This is a genomic window from Streptomyces sp. NPDC043870 (assembly GCF_056435785.1).
This window is the reverse complement of the sequence record NZ_JBWKDT010000004.1, coordinates 292,624-313,839: the sequence shown is the minus strand read 5'-3', so window position 1 is coordinate 313,839 and position 21,216 is coordinate 292,624. Positions and strand designations below refer to the sequence as shown.

General features: G+C 70.7%; 18 protein-coding genes and 1 pseudogene. 12 read left to right on the top strand and 7 right to left on the bottom strand.

What is annotated here, in order from left to right:
• Nucleotides 1–92: 92 nt before the first annotated feature.
• The 3 genes from AC0699_RS07855 (at nucleotide 93) to AC0699_RS07845 (ending at nucleotide 2,812) form a co-directional block, all read left to right on the top strand.
• Complete coding sequence (locus AC0699_RS07855) at nucleotides 93–890, top strand: VOC family protein (protein WP_478657005.1); 798 nt, start codon at nucleotides 93–95, stop codon at nucleotides 888–890.
• 224 nt (nucleotides 891–1,114) lie between these two features.
• Nucleotides 1,115–1,384 (top strand): WhiB family transcriptional regulator, encoded by a 270-nt coding sequence (locus tag AC0699_RS07850; RefSeq protein ID WP_478657002.1) that lies wholly within the window; start codon nucleotides 1,115–1,117, stop codon nucleotides 1,382–1,384.
• A gap of 90 nt (nucleotides 1,385–1,474) precedes the next feature.
• Nucleotides 1,475–2,812 carry an SDR family NAD(P)-dependent oxidoreductase gene (locus tag AC0699_RS07845; RefSeq protein ID WP_478657001.1) on the top strand — a complete coding sequence of 446 codons (1,338 nt, stop codon included), beginning with the start codon at nucleotides 1,475–1,477 and terminating at the stop codon, nucleotides 2,810–2,812.
• A gap of 157 nt (nucleotides 2,813–2,969) precedes the next feature.
• Here AC0699_RS07845 and AC0699_RS07840 read toward each other — a convergent pair whose 3' ends face one another.
• From AC0699_RS07840 to AC0699_RS07825, 4 genes are all read right to left on the bottom strand, one after another.
• Nucleotides 2,970–3,890: a chitosanase gene (locus AC0699_RS07840; RefSeq protein ID WP_478657213.1), complete on the bottom strand. Its 921-nt coding sequence runs from the start codon at nucleotides 3,888–3,890 to the stop codon at nucleotides 2,970–2,972.
• A gap of 158 nt (nucleotides 3,891–4,048) precedes the next feature.
• Nucleotides 4,049–5,023, bottom strand: coding sequence for an acyl-ACP desaturase (locus AC0699_RS07835; protein WP_478656999.1), 975 nt, complete (start codon nucleotides 5,021–5,023; stop codon nucleotides 4,049–4,051).
• A 191-nt stretch (nucleotides 5,024–5,214) separates the two neighbouring features.
• A complete protein-coding gene (gene ddaH, locus AC0699_RS07830) occupies nucleotides 5,215–5,991 on the bottom strand; it encodes a dimethylargininase (RefSeq protein WP_478656996.1) in 777 nt (258 codons plus the stop codon).
• Nucleotides 5,992–6,264: 273 nt separating this feature from the next.
• Nucleotides 6,265–7,905, bottom strand: coding sequence for an ABC-F family ATP-binding cassette domain-containing protein (locus tag AC0699_RS07825; protein WP_478656993.1), 1,641 nt, complete (start codon nucleotides 7,903–7,905; stop codon nucleotides 6,265–6,267).
• Nucleotides 7,906–8,338: 433 nt separating this feature from the next.
• On the opposite strand from AC0699_RS07825, the gene AC0699_RS07820 reads away from it, so the two are divergent.
• Nucleotides 8,339–9,190, top strand: coding sequence for an isocitrate lyase/PEP mutase family protein (locus tag AC0699_RS07820; RefSeq protein WP_478656991.1), 852 nt, complete (start codon nucleotides 8,339–8,341; stop codon nucleotides 9,188–9,190).
• Between the two features lie 85 nt (nucleotides 9,191–9,275).
• Here AC0699_RS07820 and ssgD read toward each other — a convergent pair whose 3' ends face one another.
• Entirely contained in the window at nucleotides 9,276–9,692 is a 417-nt protein-coding gene (ssgD, locus tag AC0699_RS07815) for a spore wall synthesis regulator SsgD (RefSeq protein WP_478656988.1), read from the bottom strand.
• A 168-nt stretch (nucleotides 9,693–9,860) separates the two neighbouring features.
• On the opposite strand from ssgD, the pseudogene AC0699_RS07810 reads away from it, so the two are divergent.
• Nucleotides 9,861–10,945 (top strand): annotated as a pseudogene (locus AC0699_RS07810) (WD40/YVTN/BNR-like repeat-containing protein).
• A gap of 293 nt (nucleotides 10,946–11,238) precedes the next feature.
• On the opposite strand, the gene AC0699_RS07805 reads toward AC0699_RS07810, so the two are convergent.
• Complete coding sequence (locus AC0699_RS07805) at nucleotides 11,239–11,538, bottom strand: YciI family protein (protein WP_478656985.1); 300 nt, start codon at nucleotides 11,536–11,538, stop codon at nucleotides 11,239–11,241.
• A gap of 40 nt (nucleotides 11,539–11,578) precedes the next feature.
• Between AC0699_RS07805 and AC0699_RS07800 the strand changes: the two genes are divergently transcribed.
• A complete protein-coding gene (locus AC0699_RS07800) occupies nucleotides 11,579–12,307 on the top strand; it encodes an endonuclease V (protein WP_478656982.1) in 729 nt (242 codons plus the stop codon).
• A gap of 166 nt (nucleotides 12,308–12,473) precedes the next feature.
• Here the strand turns inward: AC0699_RS07800 and AC0699_RS07795 are convergent, their stop codons facing one another.
• On the bottom strand, nucleotides 12,474–13,664 hold the full coding sequence (locus tag AC0699_RS07795; RefSeq protein WP_478656979.1) for a saccharopine dehydrogenase family protein: 1,191 nt from the start codon (nucleotides 13,662–13,664) through the stop codon (nucleotides 12,474–12,476).
• A gap of 138 nt (nucleotides 13,665–13,802) precedes the next feature.
• Here AC0699_RS07795 and AC0699_RS07790 point away from each other — a divergent pair, with 138 nt between their 5' ends.
• The 6 genes from AC0699_RS07790 (at nucleotide 13,803) to AC0699_RS07765 (ending at nucleotide 21,197) form a co-directional block, all read left to right on the top strand.
• Nucleotides 13,803–14,186 (top strand): MmcQ/YjbR family DNA-binding protein, encoded by a 384-nt coding sequence (locus AC0699_RS07790; protein ID WP_478656977.1) that lies wholly within the window; start codon nucleotides 13,803–13,805, stop codon nucleotides 14,184–14,186.
• A 124-nt stretch (nucleotides 14,187–14,310) separates the two neighbouring features.
• The gene (locus tag AC0699_RS07785; RefSeq protein WP_478656974.1) at nucleotides 14,311–15,459 is read left to right on the top strand and encodes a CaiB/BaiF CoA transferase family protein; all 1,149 of its coding nucleotides are present in this window, start codon (nucleotides 14,311–14,313) and stop codon (nucleotides 15,457–15,459) included.
• Nucleotides 15,459–16,484, top strand: coding sequence for an LLM class F420-dependent oxidoreductase (locus tag AC0699_RS07780; protein ID WP_469766564.1), 1,026 nt, complete (start codon nucleotides 15,459–15,461; stop codon nucleotides 16,482–16,484). Before AC0699_RS07785 ends, AC0699_RS07780 begins: the two co-directional genes overlap by 1 nt.
• A gap of 12 nt (nucleotides 16,485–16,496) precedes the next feature.
• Nucleotides 16,497–17,639 carry an acyl-CoA dehydrogenase family protein gene (locus tag AC0699_RS07775; RefSeq protein WP_478656972.1) on the top strand — a complete coding sequence of 381 codons (1,143 nt, stop codon included), beginning with the start codon at nucleotides 16,497–16,499 and terminating at the stop codon, nucleotides 17,637–17,639.
• 115 nt (nucleotides 17,640–17,754) lie between these two features.
• Complete coding sequence (locus AC0699_RS07770) at nucleotides 17,755–18,969, top strand: acetyl-CoA C-acetyltransferase (RefSeq protein WP_478656969.1); 1,215 nt, start codon at nucleotides 17,755–17,757, stop codon at nucleotides 18,967–18,969.
• 44 nt (nucleotides 18,970–19,013) lie between these two features.
• Nucleotides 19,014–21,197, top strand: a complete 2,184-nt coding sequence (locus AC0699_RS07765; protein ID WP_478656966.1) for a 3-hydroxyacyl-CoA dehydrogenase NAD-binding domain-containing protein — start codon at nucleotides 19,014–19,016, stop codon at nucleotides 21,195–21,197.
• Nucleotides 21,198–21,216: the final 19 nt, after the last annotated feature.

The following is a 21,216-nucleotide window of genomic DNA, read 5'->3' as shown; positions in this document are numbered from 1 at the left end:
AGACTCGTGGGACAGGACGAGGCACGACGAGGCCCGACGAGGCACGACGGCGGGGACCGCACCCCGGCCCGCCCACGAAGGAGCGACGCGCCATGCTCACCACCCGCTATCTCACCGGTTCCCCGAACTGGCTCGACCTCGGTACCCCCGACCTCGAGGGCGCCGGCACCTTCTACGGCGGTCTCTTCGGCTGGACCTTCCAGTCGATGGGGCCCGAAGCCGGCGGTTACGGGATGTTCCAGCTCGACGGGAAGACCGCGGCCGGCGGCATGACCGTGCCCGTGGAGCAGGGCGCGTCCGCGTGGACCCTCTATTTCCAGTCCACCAGCGCCGACGACACGGCCAAGCGGGTGAGGGACGGCGGGGGAGCCGTCGAGTCCGAACCGATGGACGTATGGGACCTGGGCCGCATGGCGATCTTCTCCGACCCGGCCGGCGTCGGCTTCGCGACCTGGCAGCCGGGCACGAACAAGGGCCTTGACGTGGTGAACCAGACGGGCGCGCTGTGCTGGGCCGAGCTCTACACCCCGGACACGGACGCGGCTCTGGCCTTCTACCGGTCCGTCTTCGGCTGGGACGATTTCGGCGTACCGATCCCGGGCGGCGACACGTACACGACCGTCAACCCGGCGGGCGCGGGAGCGGACACGATGTTCGCGGGCCTCGTCCCCCTGGAGGCCGACCCGGTGGAGGCGGCGGACGGACCGTACTGGCTCCCGTACTTCGAGGTCACCGACACGGACGCGACCGCGGCCCGGGCGAAGAAGCTCGGCGGCCACGTCCGGATGGAGCCGATGGACCTGGAGGACGTCGGCCGCATCGCGAAACTCGCGGATCCGTACGGGGCGCGCTTCGCGGTGATCAAGAGCGCGCCGCGGAGCCAGGACTGAGGCGCGAGCGCGTCGAGCGGTGTCCGGGCCGGGGGTCAGGTCGGGGCGGATCCATCGGGCGGATCCATCGGGCCGGGTCGATCAGGGCGGATCGATCGGGCCGGATCGATCGGGCCGGGACGATCGGGCCGGGACGATCGGGCCGGGCAGGGGCAGGCGGGTCCGGTCGGGTCGTTGAGCTTTCATTGACATGGTGTTTATCGACACCGGGCACGGTGTCCACCATGCCGATCAACACCACTGTCTCCAGTACCGCCGACCACGAACTCGCCTGGCAGGAAACGGCCCTGTGCGCCCAGGCCGGCCCCGAGTTCTTCTTCCCGGCCCCTGGTTCCTCCACACGCGAAGCGAAGCAGTTGTGCGGCGCGTGCGAAGGGCGGGTGGCGTGCCTGGAGTACGCGCTCGCGAATGACGAGCGGTTCGGTGTGTGGGGCGGACTGTCGGAGAAGGAGCGGGGCAGGCTGCGGCGCTCCGAGATCCAGCAGCGCGGGTAGCGACCCGAGCTGCTCCGCGCGCATACCGCTCCCGAGCGGCAGGAAACCGGGATGCTGACGCCGCCTGCGCGCCACTAAGATCACCTGCGCATGGAGCAGAGGCACGCGCTGACGGACGAGGAGCTGGCCGCTTTCGGCCGCACGGTGGAGAGGCTGAGGCGGGCGCCGCTGGACGATCCCACCCGCGCGCGGGCCGAAGAGCTCGCCGCCTCCTTCGCCCGGGAGAGCCGGAACAAGCGCCGCAAGGCCCGTCAGCGGACGCGTTCCGAGGCCGATGCCGCGCTCGGCGCCGCCACCGCGACCGGTGCGCTCGACCGTCGAGAGGACACCGCTCTGGCGCTCCGGGAGGGGAGCCCGGGGGAGTACCTGAAGCCCCGTCATTGCTATGTCTGCAAGTCGCTCTATCGACAGGCTGATGCGTTCTACCACCGGCTCTGCCCGGACTGCGCCCTTGACAACGCTGCCCGGCGCGCCCTGAGCACCGACCTGTCCGGCCGCCGTGCACTGCTCACCGGCGGCCGGGTGAAAATAGGCTTCCAGCTGGCGCTCATGATGCTCCGCGACGGGGCCGACGTCCTCGTCACGAGTCGCTTCCCGCAGGACACCCTGCGGCGGTTCCGCGCGGCGAAGGGCAGCGAGGAGTGGATCGAGCGGCTGACCGTGGTCGCGATCGATCTGCGCGACCCGCGCCAGGTGCTCGGCCTGTGCGACCGGCTGCGTGCGGACGGCGAACCGCTCGACATACTCGTCAACAACGCCGCGCAGACGATCCGGAGGCCGCCCGAGTCGTATGCCCTGCTGGCCGCGGCCGAGGAGGGCGCGCGTCCGCCGGGTGTGCTCGCCGCACCGGGGTACGCGCCGATGTCCGCGATCGGCCGGCGGGCCGGTTCACTCGACCTCGTGCTCCCCGGTGCGGACGAGGCAGGGCTGCTGCCCGACGCCTCAGCGGCCAACTCCTGGTCGGCGCGCATCGGTGAGCTCGACCCGGCCGAGCTGCTGGAGGTGCAGCTCGTCAATGCCGTCGCGCCCGCGCTGCTCTGCGACCGGCTGCTGCCGCTGCTGCTCGCGTCGCCACGCCCGCGCCGCTACATCGTCAACGTGTCGGCGGTCGAGGGCCGGTTCGCCGTGCGCAACAAGACCGGCGGACATCCGCACACCAATATGGCGAAGGCCGCGCTGAACATGCTGACCCGTACCAGCGCCCAGGAACTCGCCGCGCAGGGGGTGCACATGTGCAGTGTGGACACGGGCTGGATCACCGACGAGAACCCCGCCCCCCGCAAGGCACGGATCGCCGCAGCGGGTACCCGTACGCCGCTGGACATCGTGGACGGCGCGGCGCGCGTGTACGACCCGATCGTGCGGGGCGAGGCGGGTGCGCCGGTGGCCGGTGTCTTCCTCAAGGACTACCGGGTGGCCGACTGGTGACCGACGGCCCGACGCCGGGTCGGCCGTCCGCCGGCACGCGCCCCGTTCCGCCGGCACGCGCCCCGTTCCGCCGGCACGCGCCCCGTTCCGTCGGGTCGCTCTCCCGTTCCGTCAGGAGGCCGTCCCGCTCCGTCGGGTCGCCGTCCCGACGATCCCGTCAGGACGCCGGGATACGGAACGTCTCCCCGTACATCTGCCACACCAGCGGCGTCGCCAGATCCATGTTCCCGTTCCGCAGGAACACCCGCTGTGCGGTGTCGATGCGCGAGGTGTCGCGCTGGGTCTTGGTGAAACTGGCCTTCGTGACGGAACGGCCCTGGTCGAGGAAGGCGTTCAGGTACGCCTTCTCGTCACCGCCCTCGGCGGCCGTCCTCGCCTCCCGCATGGCCGCCTCACGGATCCCGTAGAAGCCGTGTTCGTCCAGGCCGGGGCCGTGCAGCACCATCGCGTCGTAGTAGATGAACTGGCCGAGCGGGCCGAGGCCGTCCATCTTCGCGAGCCGTACGGCCGGGTCGAAGTAGATCCGGTCGCGCGCCGTGTCCTGAGCCTGGCGGAAGGCGGGCTTCCGTGCCTCCGCCGCCCAGGCGTCCGTGAAGCCGGGGTCCAGACCGTCGTGGGCGTCGGTGCCGTCGACCTGCTTGAGGGCGGGGAGATAACGGGCGAGGCCGTTGTCCGGGTGTGCGGCGGTGTACGCCTCGACGAGCTGGAGCATGTCGTTGGTGCCGGAGCAGAAGCCGATGATTCCCGCGGTGTAGCCGTTGCCGTCGCCGAGGTCCTCGATCGCGTCGTACTGGCCGCGCCAGTCCAGCGTCGAGTACTCGGCGCTGGCCACGAGCCGCGCGGCGATCTCCTTCTTGGCGGGGTCCGCGAGGCCGGGCGGCAGCTTGGCGATCCGGGCTTCCAGTGCCTGCTGCTCCGAGGCAGTGCCGGCCTTCAGAGGGTTCGACGCGACGCCCGGCGCCTGCTGAGTCGTCTGGGGCGGCCGGTCGGCGAGCGGGATGTCGTCCTCGCCGCCGACGCCGAGGACCAAGGACACGGCGACGGCGACCGGGGCGCCGATGAGGACGATGCGGGTCACAGGCTTCACGCGGCACAGAGTACGGCGCGCCTCACCCCGCCTTCGCCGGGGCTCCCCCCTGCCCGACGCCTCTAGCGCCGGACGGGCTCGGCGAGAGCCTGCCCGGCGCTCGAGGACACGGCCGAAGGCCGTACAGCGGTCTGGGGCGGAGCCCCCGGTCAGCCCGCCGCGCGCGCCGCCATCCGCGCCTTGCGGGCCGCGAGCTTCTCGTCGAACTTCCGTGCCTCAGAGTCCAGCCCGCCCATGAACATCCCGAGTTCCTCCTGCGCCTTCAGGCCCTCGGGGCCGAGTCCGCCGATCTCCAGGACCTTCAGGAAGCGCAGCACCGGCTGCAGCACGTCGTCGTGGTGGATCCGCATGTTGTAGATCTCACCGATCGCCATCTGCGCCGCCGCTCGCTCGAATCCCGGTATCCCGTGCCCCGGCATCCGGAAGTTGACCACGACGTCCCGCACCGCCTGCATGGTCAGGTCCGGAGCGAACTCGAAGGCAGCGCCCAGCAGGTTCCGGTAGAAGACCATGTGCAGGTTCTCGTCGGTGGCGATACGCGCCAGCATCCGGTCGCAGACCGGGTCGCCCGACTGGTGACCGGTGTTGCGGTGCGAGATACGGGTCGCGAGCTCCTGGAAGGCGACGTACGCGACGGAGTGGAGCATCGAGTGGCGGTTGTCGGACTCGAAGCCCTCCGACATGTGCGACATGCGGAACTGCTCCAGCTTGTCCGGGTCGACGGCCCGCGACGTGAGCAGGTAGTCACGCATCACGATGCCGTGCCGGCCTTCCTCGGCGGTCCAGCGGTGCACCCAGGTGCCCCAGGCGCCGTCGCGGCCGAAGAGCGTCGCGATCTCGTGGTGGTAGCTGGGCAGGTTGTCCTCGGTCAGCAGGTTCACGATGAGGGCGGTCTTGCCGATGTCCGTGACCTTGGACTGACCGGGCTCCCAGGCCTCGCCGTCGTCGAAGAGCCCCGGGAAGTTCCGGCCGTCCGACCACGGGACGTACTCGTGGGGCATCCAGTCCTTGGCGACCTTGAGATGGCGGTTGAGTTCCTTCTCGACCACCTCCTCCAGCGCGTACAGCAGCCGGGCGTCGGTCCACGCTTCCGAACTGCCGAGGTGGGGAGAGGTGATCGTCACGGGGGCTCCTGGGGAGGACGGGTACGGGGGACGGAACGGAGAAACGAGCGGAACCGGAGCAGCGCCGGGCAAGGCGCTGACCGGATACAGGCGTGCGTCGTACCTACGGCCTCGTAGGTTACGAAACCGTAGGTTAAAGGTCGGGTAAGCCGTCGGCCAAGCCCGTGACCGTCATGTTCTGTAGCGTCCCGTTATGAGTGCAGGTCTCGTAGCCGCACCGAGAGACAGGTCACGCACCCTTCGAGCTTCTCGAACTCGCTGATGTCCACCGGAACCGGTTCATATCCAAGATCCGTGAACAGCTCGGCCGTCTTCGGCGCGCTGGCCGCCATCAGTAGTTTTCCGCCACCGAGCAGCACCACATGCGCTCCGGACTCCTCGGGCACCGGCAAAAAGCGCGGGAACAGCGAGGGCTGCTCGACCAGCGGCTCGTAGCCGATCACGGTGCCGTCCGGCAACGCCGTCACCGCCGACTTCAGGTGCAGCACGCGCGACACCGGTACGGGGACGACGCGCGCCCCCAGCGGCTCGAAGGCCGCGCGCAGCTGCTGCACGCCCGCCGCGTTGGTCCGTCCGCCGCGCCCCACATAGACCGTGTCGCCGATCTTGAGGACATCGCCGCCGTCGAGGCTGCCCGGCTCCCACACCCAGTTCACCGAGCAGCCGAGCCGGGCCACGGACTCCTCGACCCCGGGGGTCTCCGGACGGCGGGACTCGGCCCCGGAACGGGCGATGAGTGCCACGTTCCGGAACATCACCACCGTGTCCTCGATGAAGACCCCGTCCGGGCATTCGTCGGCCGGCTCGGCCTCGACCGTCTCCCAGCCGTGGGCGCGCAGGGCGTCCCCGTACGCCTCCCACTGTGCGAGCGCCGCCTTCGTGTCGACGGGGCGGCGCTCCACATGTGTGACCAGGCCCTCGGCCAGGCGCGGGCTCGGGCGTCGGATCAGAGCTTTTCTGCTCGACACGGGATCTCCAGGGGGCGGACTCGGGGATGACGGCGTCATCATCAGCCACACCTGCCCCGTCCCGTAAAGACCCACACAGGCCCACTCCCGACATCGGGCCTGTCTTTTCCGGATCTTGCCGGGCTGATTCGGAAGACAGCCCGCTGGGCCCGCCCCCCGGCCGACGACGACGATCCGCACGGGCGGGCGGGCCGGGGGGATGGCGCGTGGGCGGTCGCGCGCGACGCGGACTGCTGCCTTCCGGCGACCAGATGTCACTCCGGCGACCAGGTGTCACTCCATCGCCAGCACCTCCCGTACTTCTGCCTCGGTCGTGGGGCGCAGCTCTCCGTCGAGCAGCAGCCAGCGGGTGATCCCGAGAGACTCCAGGAACCGCACGTCGTGGCTCGCCACGATCAGGGCTCCCTCGTACGCCTCCAGCGCCGCGGTGAGACTCCGCACGCTCGCCATGTCCAGATTGTTCGTCGGCTCGTCCAGCATCAGTAGCCGCGGCGCGGGCTCGGCGAGCAGCAGCGCCGCCAGCGAGGCGCGGAACCGCTCCCCGCCGGAGAGGGTGGCCGCCGCCCGGTCCGCGCGCGCCCCCCTGAAGAGGAATCGCGCGAGACGCGCCCGGATCGCGTTGTCCGTCGCCGCCGGCGCGAAACGGGCCACGTTCTCCACCACGCTCAGCCCGTCGTCGAGCACATCGAGGCGCTGCGGAAGAAAGCGCAGCGGCACCTGCGCCTCCACCTCGCCCGCGACCGGCGTCAGTTCGCCGGCGATGGTGCGCAACAGCGTGGTCTTGCCGGCCCCGTTGCGTCCCACGAGCGCGATCCGCTCCGGGCCGCGGAGCTCGAACTCGCCCGCGATCCTGGCCCCGTAAACCAGCTCCACGCCGGACAGCCGCAGCACACCGAGCCCCGGATGCACCTTCGTGTGGGGCAGCTCGACGCGGATCTCGTCGTCGTCCCGCACCGCCTCCACCGCCTCGGCGAGCCGCTCCTTCGCCTCGCCGAGCCTCTCCGTGTGCATGATGCGGTGCTTGCCCGCCGAGACCTGCGCCTGGCGTTTGCGCGCGCCCATGACGATCTTCGGCTCGCGCTTGTTCTCGAACATCTTCTGTCCGTAGCGCTTACGGCGGGCCAGTTTGACCTGGGCATCGGCCAGTTCACGTTTCTGCCGCTGCACATCGGCCTCCGCGACCCGGACCATGCGCTCGGCCGCCTCCTGCTCCACGGCCAGTGCCTCCTCGTACGCGGAGAAGGTGCCGCCGTACCACGTCACTTCGCCGTCCCGGAGATCGGCGATCTGGTCGACGCGCTCCAGCAGCTCGCGGTCGTGGCTGACCACGATCATCACGCCGGACCAGGCCTCCACAGCGTCGTACAGGCGCCGGCGCGCAAACAGATCGAGGTTGTTGGTCGGCTCGTCGAGCAGCAGCACATCGGGCCCGGCCAGCAGCAGCGCCGCGAGCCGCAGCAGCACGCATTCGCCGCCCGACATCTCGCCGATGGTCCGGTCGAGGCCGATGTGCGTGAGCCCGAGCTGATCGAGCGTGGCACGGGCCCGCTCCTCCACGTCCCAGTCGTCACCGACCGCCGTGAAGTGCTCCTCGCGTACGTCGCCCGACTCGATCGCGTGCAGCGCAGCGCGGGTTGCCGCGATGCCGAGTGCTTCGTCGACACGGAGCGCCGTGTCGAGCACCAGGTTCTGCGGCAGGTAGCCGACTTCGCCCGCGATCCGCACGGCTCCCTCGGCAGGGGCGAGTTCACCGGCGATGAGCCGCAGCAGCGTGGACTTGCCGGAGCCGTTGAGTCCGATCAGTCCGGTCCGGCCGGGGCCGACCGCGAGTTGGAAGTCCTCGAAGACGGGGGTTCCGTCGGGCCAGGAGAAGGACAGCGAGGAGCAGGTGACATAGGTGGGGGATGTAGACATACGGGTCTCCCTGTTGCAGTGGAAGGGGGTGGGGCAACGGGTGAGACACCGGTCGGGACAGCACAAAGGCCCTGGTCCGGGGGACGGGACGGCTCGAACGCCGAGGTCGCACACGGGCACGCGGGCAGAAGCCGCGTGACACGGTGTCTCAAGACCTCAGACGAGCAACGTCCTTCTCCGATCGACGACAACAGGGCCAGGTACGAAGGTACGCCCGGATGAATCGGCCCGGCAATCGATTTATTTCAGCTCCCCGGTGGGTCCGTTCCCGGTTGCGCCGTTCCCGTTTGCCCCGTTCCCCGGTTGTTCCGTGCTTCGCTTGTTCCGTGCTTCGGTTGTTCACGTCGTCCGGGCCGATGGCCCGGCTCCTGGCGTACGTCGATGTCGGAAAGTCGCCGGACCGGACCGGCCCACGGGTGCTTGAGTGATCCGCATGACGACCCTCGCCGACCGCGCCCGCCACTTCCGTTCCCTCCACATCCCCGGCCGCCCGCTGGTCCTGCCCAACGCCTGGGACGTTCCGAGCGCCCGGATCATCACCGCCGCCGGAGCCGCTGCGATCGCCACCACGAGCGCGGGAATCTCCTGGGAGCGGGGCGTGCCCGACGGCGACCGGATGGACCGGGCCGCCGCCGTGGCTCAGCTCGCCACCATCGCCGCCGCCACGGACCTGCCCCTCAGCGCAGACATCGAGGGCGGCTACGAGGAGGACGAGGGAGGGGTCGCCGGTACGGTCCGCGCGGTGCTCGCAGCCGGGGCCGTCGGCATCAACATCGAGGACGGTCCCCGGCCGCCGGCGGAGCACGTCCGGCGGATCGCCGTGGCCCGCTCGGCCGCCGACAGTGAAGGCGTGCCGCTCTACGTCAACGCCCGGATCGACACCTATCTCATGGGTCTGGGGGCGGAGCACGGCCGGCTGGGGGACACCCTGGAGCGGGCCGCCGCCTGTGTGGCGGCCGGAGCGGACGGGGTCTTCGTCCCCGGTGTCGTGGACCCGGAGACCGTGCGGGCCCTGGTCAAAGGCATCGACGCACCGCTCAACGTGCTGGTCGGGCCAGGGGCGCCGGCGGTGGCGGAACTGGCGGAGCTCGGCGTCGCGCGCGTCAGCGCGGGGTCCTCGATCGTCCTCGCCGCCCACGGCCTGGTGCGTGACGCGACCCGGGAGCTGCTCACGGAAGGGACCTGCGGAAAGCTGGCCGGAGGCTACGCGTACGGGGAGCTGAACGCACTCATGGGCAACGCCGCCGCGGGAGCGGAGCGGCCCGCTCAGCGGGCGTCCCGGTAGGGCGCCTCGGCCGGCGGCGCGCAACAGGCTTCAGCAGGCGTCGCGTATCGGGCCTCAGATCTCAGGCCTCAGCAGGCGTCGCACCTCAGCAGGCGTCGCGCATCAGCTCGGCCAGATCCTCGTCCAGGTCGAGATAGAGATGCTCGCGACCGGCCGGGACGAGGCCCTGCGCGCGCTTGAGGAAGCGCCGCAGCTCGGACGTGCGGATGTGCACCATCGCGGTGCCCTCCGGGGCGTGGAACTCCAGCACGGTGCGGTCGTATCCGTACGGCCGCACCCGTACGTCGCCGACTCCGGCCGGCGCGTCCACGCCCTGGGCAAGCAGCTCTCGCGAGAACGCCCAGGACACCTCGGTGCCCTCCAGCGTCGCCGGCGGCGGGAACTCCATGCTGACGGCGAACGGATCATGCCGGTCGTAGCGCAGGGTCGCGGGTACGGTCTCCATCTGCGGTGCGGAGGCGACCAGTCGGGCCTGCACGGCCTGCTCGATGACGCTGGACAAGGCCTGCTCCCTCACTTCGCTGCGGCTCGGCCGACACGTGGCTGACAATTCCTTGCGCTGAGGAAGACGGCGGAACAACGAAATGCGTGCATCGGGGGAGAGCGTGACCTGTGTCACCGCCGGAGGCGCTCTGGACCGCGTGCCGGGGGTCGGCTACGTTCGCGCGCCATGAGACCCAAGGGGAAGTCGAGACGAATGGTGTCGGCGGGGCTGTGCGGGGTGGCGCTGGCCGCGGCCCTGGCCGCCCCGGCGCAGGCGGAGCCGCAACAGACACCGGGCAGCACACCGCACTGGGAGCTCAAACAGACGGGCACGGACGCAAGGTTCCGCGGCCTCGCCGCGGTCAGCAGGACGACGGCGTGGGCGGCGGGCTCCAAGGGCACCGTGCTGCGCACCACGGACGGCGGCCGGACCTGGCGGAACGTCTCACCGCCGGGGGCGGGCGAGCTGGAGTTCCGTGACGTCGAGGCCTTCGACGGCCGGAGGGCCGTCGTGCTGGCCATCGGCGAGGGCGAGGCGTCGCGCGTGCTGCGCACCGAGGACGGCGGAGCGACCTGGACCGAGTCGTTCCGCAACACCGACCCGAAGGCCTTCTACGACTGCATCACCTTCTTCGACCGGCAGAGCGGCCTCGCCATGAGCGACCCGGTCGACGGCAAGTACCGGATCCTGTCGACCAGCGACGGCGGAAAGTCGTGGAAGGTGCTGCCCAGCGCCGGGATGCCGGACGCGCAGCCGGGCGAGGCGGGCTTCGCGGCGAGCGGCCAGTGCCTGGTGAGCGCGGGCCCGAAGGACGTCTGGCTGGCGACCGGCGGCGGCGCCACCGCGCGCGTCCTGCACTCCGCCGACCGCGGACTGCACTGGACCGCCGCCGAGTCGCCGGTCCCGGCCGGCGACCCGGCCCGCGGAGTCTTCGCCCTCGCCTTCCGCGACCGTACGCACGGACTCGCCGTCGGCGGCGACTACCGGTCCGGGCAGCCTCGCCGCAGGCGGGCGCGGTCACCCGGGACGGCGGCCGGACCTGGCACGAGTCGTCGGCCCCGCCGCCCGCGTACCGCTCGGGAGTCGCCTGGCTGCCGCACAGCCGCTCGGCAGCGCTGGCCGTCGGCCCCACCGGCACGGACCTGACGACGGACGCCGGCCGTACCTGGCGCACCGTGGACACCGGCTCGTACGACACCGTCGACTGCACGCGGGACTTCGGATGCTGGGCGTCGGGCGAGAAGGGCCGGGTGGCCAGGCTGGAGCCCTGACGAGCCGGCCCGGATGCCGGCCGGGGCCAGGCCCGGCATCCGGGCCCGGGCCGAACCGGCCCACCGGCACTGGGCGCCACCGGCAGCGGTGACCCATCGGCAGTCGGAGCCCCGCCGCCGCGCGCCGCCCGGCAGCCCGGAGGTCCGGTAGTTGGGCAGGCAGGCAGTCCGGCGGCCGGGCGGTCTGGTAGTTGGGCAGTCCGGCGGCCCGGCAGTCCGGCGGCCCAGCAGTCCGGCGGCCGGGCGGCCCGTGAGGTGGCCGGATCCCGTCCCGCGGCCCCGCCGGCCACGTGCTACGCAGGCTGCTGCTGCTTGTACGGCTCCAGCCCGGGCGCGGTCTTCGTCGCGATGAATTCTGTGATCCGGTACTCGCACACCCCGCCGGTCGTGAAGGGGTCGGCCGCCGCGATCTCCTCGATCCGCGCGCGGTCGGTCCCGACGGCCAGGATCACGCCGCCGTCACGCGGGTTCTTCCGGCCGGAGGCGATGAAGACGCCGGCCTCGTACTGCGCGTCCAGCCAGACGATGTGCGCGTCGAGGAGCTCCTCGACGCGCTCTACCGGGGCGATGTAGGTCAATTCCATTACGAACATGATCGGCAGGCTATCCAAGGTGTCTAAGGTGGGGTTCACCATGACCACCATCAGGACACCTGCCGACGAGACCGAGGCCAGGGCCGTCCAGGACGAGCTGCGCGCCCGCGTCGTCCTGGACGAGCCGGGGCCGCTGCCCGGGACCGGCCTCGTCACCGGGGTCGACGTGGCCTACGACGACGAGCGCGATGTCGTCGTCGCTGCCGCGGTGGTCCTCGACGCCCGTACGCTCGCCGTCGTCGAGGAGTCCACCGCGGTCGGCCGGGTCGCCTTCCCCTACATACCGGGGCTGCTCGCCTTCCGTGAGATCCCGACCGTGCTGGCCGCGCTGGAATCGCTCGGCTCCGGCCCCGGGCTCGTCGTCTGCGACGGGTACGGGCGCGCCCACCCCCGCCGCTTCGGACTGGCCAGCCACCTCGGAGTGCTCACCGGACTGCCGGTGATCGGCGTCGCCAAGAACCCGTTCACGTTCTCGTACGACCCGCCGGGCGACACCCGCGGCGACACCTCACCGCTGCGCGCGGACGACGGCGAAGAGGTCGGCCGGGCGGTGCGTACGCAGACCGGGATCAAGCCCGTGTTCGTCTCGGTCGGCCACCGGGTCTCCCTCGACAACGCGTGTGCCCATGCACTCGCGCTGTCGCCGGACTACCGCCTTCCGGAGTCGACCCGCAGGGCCGACGCCCTCTGCCGGCGTGCGCTGCGTGAGGCGACGGCGAATTTCAGTCCGTCGGGCGTCCCGCTCAGGGGAGGCCCTGGGGGAGAGTGAGGACACTCGCCCTGGGAACGCAGGGGCCCAGCGCCTGTCCGGCCGGTGGATTCTGCTGGGCTCGCCTGATCCACCGGACAGGGCCATGGGGAGTGTCTTTACAGTCCGTCTGCCCGGCGGAGTCCGTCTGCCCGGCGGACGGACGACGCTACTTCGAAGGCACTCCCTACCGCGCGTCCGCGACCCGGAAGACGATCCCCGCCGCCCGCAGCCTCTCCAGCAGCGCGTCGCCCATCGCGACCGCCGTGGTGACCTGCCCCGCCGTCGGCGGCAGATCGTCGAACGCGAGGCTCAGTGCCGACTCGGCGAGCATCTTCGCCGTCTCGCCGTAGCCCGGGTCGCCGCCCGAGACCTCGGTGAAGACCCGCCGCCCGCCGCCCTCACCGACGAAGCGAACCCGGAACCAGCTGCGTTCGCGCTGCTCCGCGCTGGGACCCCGGCCTGGCTCGTACCGGTTCATCAGCCAGGTGCGGGCGGGCGGGATCTGGGCGAGCGCCGCGAGCGCCCCGAGGGCGGTGGGGGCGCCGATCGCCATCGGGAGCGTCTTGACCGAGGCGTAGTGCCGGTACTGGAAGTCGGGGCCGTACCGCTTCAGCCCGGCAGCCGACCGGGCCACGATCTGTGGGTCCAGCGTGGGCAGCGGCAGTGCCCAGGCGCCGGTCTCCTTGCTGAACCGGGGCGCCGACAACGGCGCCCTGGCCCGGCGGCCCACCAGGCGCGGTTCGTGCAGCCGTCGCTCGTGGGCCGCGCGGACGGTCTGGCGCTGCCGCCCCATCGCGGTGACCGCGGAGGCGAACGTACCGCCGGAGAACATCGCCCCGCCGCGCACGAATCCGTCGACGCGCAGCGGTACGTCCTCCGGCAGCTGCAGGACCGTGAAGTACGCCCCCAGGTCGTGCGGCACCGAGTCGAAGCCGCACGCGTGCACGATCCGGGCGCCGGTCTCGCGGGCCCGCGCGTCGTGCCGTACGAACATGGTGTCCACGAACTCCGGCTCACCTGTGAGGTCGGCGTAGTCCGTGCCGGCCTCGGCGCAGGCCGCGACCAGCGGCTCCCCGTACCAGACGTACGGGCCGACGGTCGTCGCCACCACATGGGTGGACTCGGCGAGTTCGCGCAGCGAATCCGGGTCCGCCGCGTCGGCGACGATCACAGGCAGTCCGGCACACGCGGGATTGATCACGGCGAGCCGCTCGCGCAGCTGCTCCAGCTTGGTGGCGCTGCGCCCGGCGACGGCCCAGCGGCAGCCCTCGGGCACATGCGCGGCGAGGTACTCGGCAGTGAGCGTGCCGACGAAGCCGGTGGCTCCGAAGAGCACGATGTCGTACGGCCGCTCCGGCCCGTTCTGCCTGTTCACTAGCCCCTCCGCCTGGCTTGAGGTCCTGCCTGCCCGATCCCGCCGGGCTCGTCGACCGGGAAAGGATTTCGCCCCGCGCCGACGTCGGTGGCCGAGGCTAGCGTGAGACAGGACAGTCCGCGCGACCGGGAGGACGGGATGGCGGCACCACCGAAGCATGCCCTGGCGAAATGGGAGAAGGTGCGGTCCTTTGCCCTGGGCCTGCCGGGCGCGGCCGAGGAGTTCCCCTGGGGCGAGACGGTCGTCAAGGTCAACAAGAAGATCTTCGTCTTCATGGGTGTGACCGACGGCAGCTATCCGCTGGGCATCGGCGTCAAGCTCAGGGACGAGGCGATGCACGCGCACGCCCTGTCCTGCCCGGGTGCCGAGCGGTCGGGCTACGGCCTGGGGAAGGCGGGCTGGGTGCGGATCCCACTCGCCCGGAAGGGTGCTCCCACGGCGGACGTGCTCTGCGACTGGGTCGAGGAGAGCTACCGGACGATCGCCACGAAGAAGCTGATCGCGATGCTGGACGCGCGGTGAGCTTCCGCCGCCGCACGCCTTGTGGAAAAACAAGCGCTCGCTTGCCCACAGGGCTTGTGCGGAGTGGAACCCGTTCTTAACATCACTGATGTTACATCAGTTGTGTCATAGTGCTGGGGGCTTGATGGCAGCGACAGGGAACGGTCCGCCGTGCGGTCCGCTGGCCGGGGTGCGCGTGGTCGAGCTGGCGGGCATCGGGCCCGGCCCGTTCGCCGCCATGCTGCTCGCCGACCTCGGCGCCGACGTCGTCCGAATCGACCGCCCCGGCGGGGCGGGACTCGCGATCGACCCCGCGTACGACCTCACCAATCGCAACAAAAGGTCCGTTCTGATCGACCTCAAGGCCGACGGCGGACCGGAGCAGGTGCTCGACCTCGTCGAGCGCGCCGACGTCCTCATCGAGGGTTACCGCCCGGGTGTCGCCGAGCGGCTCGGCGTCGGGCCGAAGGAGTGCCACGCCCGCAACCCCAAGCTGGTGTACGGGCGGATGACCGGCTGGGGGCAGGGCGGACCGCTCGCCCAGCGCGCCGGCCACGACATCGCGTACATCGCGATCACCGGCACCCTCGGCATGATCGGCAAACCCGATGAGCCGCCCGCCGTCCCCGCCAATCTCGTCGGTGACTACGCGGGAGGCTCGCTCTATCTCGTCATCGGCGTGCTGGCCGCACTGCAGCACGCCCGTGGCGAGGGCGGCACGGGCCAGGTCGTGGACGCGGCGATCGTCGACGGCGCCGCCCATCTGGCCACGATGATCCACGGAATGATGGCGGCCGGCGGCTGGCAGGACCGCCGCGGCGCCAATCTCCTCGACGGCGGCTGCCCCTTCTACGGGAACTATGAGACCGCCGACGGGGAGTACATGGCGGTGGGGGCCCTTGAGCAGCAGTTCTACAACGAGTTCATCGAGCTGCTCGGCATCAAGGACGAGACACCGGCCCGCAAGGACTTCGCCCGCTGGGACGAGCTGCGCGCAGCCGTCGCCGACCGCTTCCGCACGAAGACGCGCGAGGAGTGGACCGCTGTCTTCGAGGGCTCCGACGCGTGCGTCGCGCCCGTACTGTCGCTGCGCGAGGCGCCGAGGCACCCGCACCTCGCGGAGCGCGGCACCTTCACCGACCACGGCGGGATCACCCAGCCGGCCCCCGCGCCGCGGTTCTCCGTGACTCCGGGGTCCCTGCGCCGCCCGCCCGCCCAGCCCGGCGCGGACACTGAAGAGGTGGCCCGCGACTGGGGCGTACCCGGCATCCTGCCCACGGAGGGAGACCGCTGATGGAACTGTCCACTCCGTTGAGCTACGCGGGCGATCCGCGCCGGGCCGCCGACGAGATCGCCGCGCTGGAGTCCGCCGGTCTGGACGCCGTGTGGGTCGCCGAGGCGTACGGTTTCGACTCACCGACGATCATGGGCTATCTGGCAGCGCGTACCGAGCGGATGAAGATCGGCGCGGCCATCCTCAATGTCTACTCCCGCACCCCCGCGCTCCTCGCCCAGACCGGCGCCGGACTCGATGCGATCTCCGGCGGCCGGGCGATCCTCGGTCTCGGCGCCTCAGGGCCGCAGGTCGTCGAGGGCTGGCACGGAAAGCCCTACGACAAGCCGCTCGGCCGCACCCGCGAGGCGATCGAGCTGTGCCGCCGGATCTGGCGGCGCGAGGTCATCGACCACCACGGCATCACCGACATGCCGCTTCCGCCGGAGAAGGGCGGCCGGCTCGGCAAACCGCTGAAGATCCTCACCAAGCCGGTGCGCGACACGATCCCGCTGTACGTCGCCTCGCTCGGCCCGGCCAACGTGCGGATGACCGCCGAGATCGCCGACGGCTGGCTGCCGACGCTCTTCGTGCCCGAGAAGGCCCACCAGGTCTGGGGCGGCGCCCTCGCCGAGGGCGCCGCCCGGCGCGACCCGGCACTCGGGCCCCTGCAGACCGTCGCGGGAGGCCTCCTCGCCATCGGCGACGACGCCGCGGCGGTGCGTGACCTCGCCCGCCCCCAGATCGCCCTCTACGTCGGCGGCATGGGCGCACCCGGGAAGAACTTCTACAACGACCTCGCCGTCGCCTACGGCTACGAGGAAGAGGCGAAGAAGATCCAGGAGCTGTATCTCTCCGGGCGGAAGAAGGAGGCCGAGGCGGCCGTCCCCGACGAGTTCTGCGAGCTCATGTCGCTCTGCGGCCCGGAGAGTTACGTCCGTGAGCGTGTTGAGGCCTTCCGCGAGGCCGGCGTCACCATGCTCAACGTCATTCCCGTCGGCGCCGAGCCGGCCAAGTTGATCGAAACCGTCAAGGGCTGGCTGTAGGGAGACCGGAAGATGAAACGGCAGATCTTCACCACCGAGCACGACGCGTTCCGCGAGACCGTCCGCACCTTCATCGCCAAGGAGGTACTGCCGTACTACGAGCAGTGGGAGAAGGACGGCATCGTCTCGCGGGGGGCCTGGCTCGCGGCGGGCAGGCAGGGACTGCTCGGTCTCGCTGTCCCCGAGCAGTACGGCGGCGGGGGAAACACCGACTTCCGCTACAGCGCGGTGCTCGCCGAGGAGTTCGCCCGCGCGGGCGCCCCCGGGCTCGCGATCGGACTGCACAACGACATCATCGGCCCGTACCTCACCTCGCTCGCCGACGAGCAGCAGAAGCAGCGGTGGCTGCCGGGGTTCTGCAGCGGAGAGATCATCACGGCCATCGCGATGACCGAGCCGGGCGCCGGCTCCGACCTCCAGGGCATCCGCACCACCGCGGAGGACCGCGGCGACCACTGGCTGCTGAACGGCTCCAAGACGTTCATCTCCAACGGGATCCTCGCCGATCTGGTGATCGTCGTCGCGAAGACGACCCCGGAGGGCGGGGCGAAGGGCCTGTCGCTGCTGGTCGTCGAACGGGGCATGGAGGGCTTCGAGCGCGGCCGCAATCTGGACAAGATCGGGCAGAAGTCCCAGGACACCGCGGAGCTGTTCTTCACCGACGTGCGGGTCCCGAAGGAGAACCTCCTGGGGAATCTGAACGGCGCGTTCGTCCATCTGATGACCAATCTCGCCCAGGAGCGGCTCAACATCGCGGTCGCCGGGGCCGCCGCCGCCGAGTATCTGCTGGAGATCACCACCCAGTACGTGAAGGAGCGCGAGGCCTTCGGACGCCCGCTCTCGAAGCTCCAGCACATCCGTTTCGAAATAGCCGAGATGGCCACCGAGTGCGCCGTCACGCGTACGTTCCTCGACCGCTGCATCGTGGACCACTCGAACGGGGAGCTCGACGCAGTGCACGCCTCGATGGCCAAGTGGTGGGCGACGGAGCTGCAGAAGCGTGTCGCGGACCGGTGCCTCCAGCTGCACGGCGGCTACGGCTACATGACCGAGTACCGGGTCGCCAAGGCCTTCACCGACGGTCGTATCCAGACGATCTACGGCGGCACCACCGAGATCATGAAGGAGATCATCGGCCGCTCGTTGCTCTCCTGACCCTCGCTCTTGCGGCCCTTGCCCGCCAGCCCCTTGCCCTCCCGCCCCTTCCAGGGCCCCTGACCCCTCACCCCTCGACTGCGCACCCCTCATTCGTGATGCGAAAGGCTCTGTTGTGAGTACCGAAGCGTTTGTGTACGACGCGATCCGCACCCCGCGCGGCCGCGGCAAGGCCAACGGGGCCCTGCACGGCACCAAGCCGATCGACCTGGTCGTCGGCCTGATCCACGAGATCCGTTCCCGCTTCCCGGGCCTGGACCCGGCGGCGATCGACGACATCGTGCTCGGCGTCGTCGGCCCGGTCGGCGACCAGGGCTCCGACATCGCCCGGATCGCCGCCATCGCGTCCGGACTCCCCGACACCGTCGCGGGCGTCCAGGAGAACCGCTTCTGTGCCTCGGGCCTGGAGGCCGTCAACATGGCGGCGATGAAGGTCCGCTCCGGCTGGGAGGACCTGGTGCTCGCGGGCGGCGTCGAGTCGATGTCGCGGGTTCCGATGGCGTCCGACGGCGGCGCATGGTTCGCCGACCCGATGACCAACTTCGACACCAACTTCGCGCCGCAGGGCATCGGCGCCGATCTCATCGCCACCATCGAGGGTTTCTCGCGGCGCGACGTGGACGAGTACGCCGCGCTCTCGCAGGAGCGTGCCGCCGCGGCTTGGAAGGAGGGCCGCTTCGACCGTTCCGTGGTCCCGGTGAAGGACCGCAACGGACTCACGGTCCTGGACCACGACGAGCACATGCGTCCCGGCACCACAGCGGACTCGCTGGCCTCCCTCAAGCCGTCGTTCGCGGGCATCGGCGACATGGGCGGCTTCGACGCCGTCGCGCTGCAGACGTACCACTGGGTGGAGAAGATCGACCACGTCCACCACGCGGGCAACTCGTCGGGCATCGTGGACGGTGCCTCGCTCGTGGCCATCGGCTCCAAGGAGGTCGGCGAGCGCTACGGACTCACGCCCCGCGCCCGGATCGTCTCCGCGGCGGTCTCCGGCTCCGAGCCCACCATCATGCTCACCGGACCCGCGCCCGCCACCCGCAAGGCGCTCGCCAAGGCCGGACTGACCATCGACGACATCGATCTGGTCGAGATCAACGAGGCGTTCGCGGCGGTCGTGCTGCGCTTCGTACGGGACATGGGACTCTCCCTGGACAAGGTCAATGTGAACGGCGGAGCCATCGCCCTGGGCCACCCCCTCGGCGCCACCGGCGCGATGATCCTCGGCACGCTCATCGACGAACTGGAGCGCCAGGACAAGCGCTATGGCCTCGCCACGCTCTGCGTCGGCGGCGGCATGGGCATCGCCACGATCGTCGAGCGTCTCTGACCGTCCCGTCCCTCCCCCTCCCCTTCCTTTACGGAGAAGCAGCAATGACAGCAACGCCGGCGAGTTCCACCATCCGCTGGGAGCAGGACGAGACCGGGATCGTCACCCTCGTCCTCGACGACCCCAACCAGTCCGCCAACACCATGAACCAGGCCTTCAGGGACTCCATCGCGGCGATCGCCGACCGCGCCGAGGCCGAGAAGGACAGCATCCGCGGCATCGTCTTCACCTCCGCCAAGAAGACGTTCTTCGCGGGCGGCGACCTCAAGGACATGATCAAGGTCGGCCCGGAGAACGCCCAGCAGGCCTTCGACCTGGGCATGGGCATCAAGCATGCCCTGCGCCGTATCGAGACCCTCGGCAAGCCGGTCGTCGCGGCCATCAACGGCGCGGCGCTGGGCGGCGGTTACGAGATCGCCCTCGCGTGCCACCACCGCATCGCGCTCGACGCGCCCGGCTCCAAGATCGGTCTGCCCGAGGTGACGCTGGGTCTCCTTCCGGCCGCCGGCGGTGTGACCCGGACCGTACGGCTCATGGGTATCGCCGACGCGCTGCTCAAGGTGCTCCTCCAGGGCACCCAGTACTCCCCGCAGCGGGCGCTGGAGAACGGTCTGATCCACGAAGTGGCCGCGACGAACGAGGAGATGCTCGCCCAGGCGCGTGCCTTCATCGAGGCGAACCCCGAGTCGCAGCAGCCCTGGGACGTCAAGGGCTACAAGATCCCCGGCGGTACGCCGTCGAATCCGAAGTTCGCCGCGAACCTGCCCGCGTTCCCGGCCAACCTGAAGAAGCAGCTGAACGGCGCCCCGTACCCGGCGCCGCGCAACATCCTCGCGGCCGCCGTCGAGGGCTCGCAGGTCGACTTCGAGACCGCGCAGACGATCGAGGCGCGATACTTCACCGAGCTGCTGACCGGGCAGACCGCGAAGAACATGATCCAGGCGTTCTTCTTCGATCTCCAGGCGGTCAACTCCGGTGCGAACCGTCCCAAGGGCATCGAACCGCGCCCGGTCCGCAAGGTCGCCGTGCTCGGCGCCGGAATGATGGGCGCGGGTATCGCCTACTCCTGCGCGAAGGCCGGGATCGAGGTCGTCCTCAAGGACGTCAACGCCGACGCGGCCGAGCGGGGCAAGGCATACTCGGAGAAGCTGCTGGACAAGGCGCTCAGCCGCGGCCGTACGACCGAGGCCAAGCGCGCAGAGCTGCTCGCCCGGATCACCCCGACCGCGGACCCGGCGGACCTCGCGGGCTGCGACGCCGTCATCGAGGCGGTCTTCGAGGACCCGGCGCTCAAGCACAAGGTGTTCCAGGAGATCCAGGACATCGTCGAGCCGGACGCGCTGCTCTGCTCCAACACCTCGACCCTGCCGATCACGCTGCTCGCGGAGGGCGTCGACCGGCCCGTCGACTTCATCGGACTCCACTTCTTCTCGCCCGTCGACAAGATGCCGCTCGTCGAGATCATCAAGGGTGAGCGTTCCGGTGACGAGGCGCTGGCCCGCGCCTTCGACCTGGTCCGCCAGATCAACAAGACGCCGATCGTCGTCAACGACTCGCGCGGCTTCTTCACCTCGCGGGTCATCGGCCAGTTCATCAACGAGGGAGTGGCGATGGTCGGCGAGGGCGTCGAGCCCGCGTCGGTCGAGCAGGCCGCTGCCCAGGCCGGCTACCCGGCGAAGGTGCTCTCCCTGATGGACGAGCTCACCCTCACCCTCCCGCGCAAGATCCGGGACGAGACGAGGCGGGCCGTGGAGGAGGCGGGCGGCACCTGGCAGGGGCACCCGGCGGACGCGGTCATCGACCGGATGGTCGACGAGTTCGGCCGCACCGGCCGCAGCGGCGGCGGCGGCTTCTACGAGTACGGCGAGGACGGCAAGCGCGCCGCGCTCTGGCCCGGCCTGCGCGAGCACTTCACCCGCGCGGACGTCTCGGTCCCCTTCGAGGACATGAAGGAGCGCATGCTCTTCTCCGAGGCCCTGGACACGGTCCGTTGCCTGGAGGAGGGCGTGCTGACCTCGGTCGCCGACGCCAACATCGGCTCCATCATGGGCATCGGCTTCCCCGCCTGGACGGGTGGCGTGCTCCAGTACATCAACGGCTACGAGGGCGCTCTGCCCGGTTTCGTCGCCAGGGCGCGCGAGCTCGCGGCGGCGTACGGCGAGCGCTTCGAGCCGCCGGCGCTGCTCGTGGAGAAGGCGGAGAAGGGCGAGGTCTTCAGCGACGCCTGACCCGGCCCGGCATCGCGGG

What these genes read in the sequence shown, in the direction of transcription:
- AC0699_RS07855 (WP_478657005.1), top strand. Translation starts at nt 93, where the DNA reads ATGCTCACCACCCGCTATCTCACCGGTTCCCCGAACTGGCTCGACCTC.
- AC0699_RS07850 (WP_478657002.1), top strand. Translation starts at nt 1,115, where the DNA reads ATGCCGATCAACACCACTGTCTCCAGTACCGCCGACCACGAACTCGCC.
- AC0699_RS07845 (WP_478657001.1), top strand. Translation starts at nt 1,475, where the DNA reads ATGGAGCAGAGGCACGCGCTGACGGACGAGGAGCTGGCCGCTTTCGGC.
- AC0699_RS07825 (WP_478656993.1), bottom strand. Translation starts at nt 7,905, where the DNA reads ATGTCTACATCCCCCACCTATGTCACCTGCTCCTCGCTGTCCTTCTCC.
- AC0699_RS07820 (WP_478656991.1), top strand. Translation starts at nt 8,339, where the DNA reads ATGACGACCCTCGCCGACCGCGCCCGCCACTTCCGTTCCCTCCACATC.
- AC0699_RS07805 (WP_478656985.1), bottom strand. Translation starts at nt 11,538, where the DNA reads ATGTTCGTAATGGAATTGACCTACATCGCCCCGGTAGAGCGCGTCGAG.
- AC0699_RS07800 (WP_478656982.1), top strand. Translation starts at nt 11,579, where the DNA reads ATGACCACCATCAGGACACCTGCCGACGAGACCGAGGCCAGGGCCGTC.
- AC0699_RS07790 (WP_478656977.1), top strand. Translation starts at nt 13,803, where the DNA reads ATGGCGGCACCACCGAAGCATGCCCTGGCGAAATGGGAGAAGGTGCGG.
- AC0699_RS07785 (WP_478656974.1), top strand. Translation starts at nt 14,311, where the DNA reads ATGGCAGCGACAGGGAACGGTCCGCCGTGCGGTCCGCTGGCCGGGGTG.
- AC0699_RS07780 (WP_469766564.1), top strand. Translation starts at nt 15,459, where the DNA reads ATGGAACTGTCCACTCCGTTGAGCTACGCGGGCGATCCGCGCCGGGCC.
- AC0699_RS07775 (WP_478656972.1), top strand. Translation starts at nt 16,497, where the DNA reads ATGAAACGGCAGATCTTCACCACCGAGCACGACGCGTTCCGCGAGACC.
- AC0699_RS07765 (WP_478656966.1), top strand. Translation starts at nt 19,014, where the DNA reads ATGACAGCAACGCCGGCGAGTTCCACCATCCGCTGGGAGCAGGACGAG.